This window comes from Geothermobacter ehrlichii (assembly GCF_008124615.1).
In the GTDB taxonomy this organism is placed as follows: Bacteria; Desulfobacterota; Desulfuromonadia; order Desulfuromonadales; family Geothermobacteraceae; genus Geothermobacter; species Geothermobacter ehrlichii.
Genome location: NZ_VNIB01000029.1, coordinates 1 through 1,541 on the forward strand (window position 1 = coordinate 1; position 1,541 = coordinate 1,541).

The following is a 1,541-nucleotide window of genomic DNA, read 5'->3' on the forward strand; positions in this document are numbered from 1 at the left end:
CCTGATAATCCTCTAAAAAGGCACCTCCTGCCTACCAGGCCGATCCTGGTAGGCTAGGAAGATCACACAAACCCCTATTCAGGAGGTGCCTTATGCAACTGTACTCGGGTTTTGATCTGCATTCAAACAACTGTCATCTTGGAATCATCGACGAGAGCGGAAAACGAATTTTCAAGAAGAAGTTGGACAACGAGCCGGAACGGATTCTCCAAACGCTCCAGCCTTATCGGCAAAACCTGGCTGGAATCGTGGTCGAATCGACTTACAATTGGTACTGGCTGGTCGATCTGTTGATGGCGGAAGGGTACAGGGTTCATCTGGCCAATCCTGCGGCTATCCAGATGTACAAGGGAATCAAGCATGTCGACGATACGCACGATGCTTTCTGGTTGGCCGAGATGCTGCGCTTGAATATTTTGCCCGAAGGTTACATCTATCCGAAAGAAACGAGGCCGATACGCGATCTGTTGCGCAAAAGAGGACATCTGGTGCGGCTTCGGACCTCGCTGATCATCAGCCTGCAGAACATTGTCACCCGCAATAGCGGAGTGCGGCTCAAAGCCCATGAAATCAAGCGATTCCGTGATGAGTGTATCAGCCCCCTGTTGACCGACAACGAGGATCTGGCCTTGGCCGGCGTGGTGAGCAAGGAGGGCATCGACTTTTTTACCCGACAGATCCGGCGGATCGAGCGCGTGGTGGAGAGCCGCATCGATGTGGAAGGCCCCTATCGGTATCTGCTGACCATTCCGGGGATCGGCAAGATTCTGGCACTGACCATCATGCTGGAAACCGGCCGCATCGAGCGCTTTGCCAAGGTCGGCAACTACGCTTCCTACTGTCGCAAGGTCTCCAGTCGTTGGAGTAGCAACGGCAAAACAAAAGGGCGTGGCAACGCCAAAAATGGCAATAAGTATCTAGCCTGGGCGTTTTCCGAAGCGGCCGAATTGGCCCGTCGCTTCGATCCGCAGGCACGGGCCTTCTACAATCGCAAACGGCAAAAGGCCCAGACCATGGTGGCCCATGGCGCCTTGGCGCACAAACTGGTTCGGGCTGCCTACTATGTGATGCGTGATCAGGTGCCATTCATGCCGGAAAAACTGTTCACATAACCGGTTGGCTGGAGCGGGGAACCGGGATTGGGGTTGGCAGAACCAGAAGGCCTGATTGGTCAACCGCTCCATCCGCACCTTAAGCGCTATCGGCTTCTTGACTGCCCATGCCGTGAGCCACGCAGGGGCTGGCTCACAACCACAAAACCTGTCAACAACCATTGGACACGGCATGGAACCGAAAATTTTCTGGACCGCCAAGAGCGGAAGGGGCATTCAGTGGCAACTATGCAAGCTGATCCAGCCTTGATCCTGATGGGTGACTGGTGCAGTCAAGGACTGACACTGAAACGAAGCGAAATAACGGCATAAGTTGAGCAGCGGATAGCGCATCGTGACCGGTGGTCACGATCAAAGGCGAGAAAGGCTAAATCTCTCGCGCGGGAGTCGTTTTTTCAATTGACCGGTGTCTTTTTAATGGGTGACCCC

Annotated in this window: 1 protein-coding gene; it reads left to right on the forward strand. The window is 54.3% G+C overall.

Annotated features, from left to right (window positions below; translation table 11 throughout):
• Positions 1 to 92: 92 nt before the first annotated feature.
• Positions 93 to 1,112 carry an IS110 family RNA-guided transposase gene (locus EDC39_RS15185; RefSeq protein WP_148897238.1) on the forward strand — a complete coding sequence of 340 codons (1,020 nt, stop codon included), beginning with the start codon at positions 93 to 95 and terminating at the stop codon, positions 1,110 to 1,112.
• Positions 1,113 to 1,541 lie beyond the last annotated feature (429 nt).

Excerpts from the sequence above, each read along its gene's own strand:
- EDC39_RS15185 (WP_148897238.1), top strand. The coding sequence starts at position 93 with ATGCAACTGTACTCGGGTTTTGATCTGCATTCAAACAACTGTCATCTT.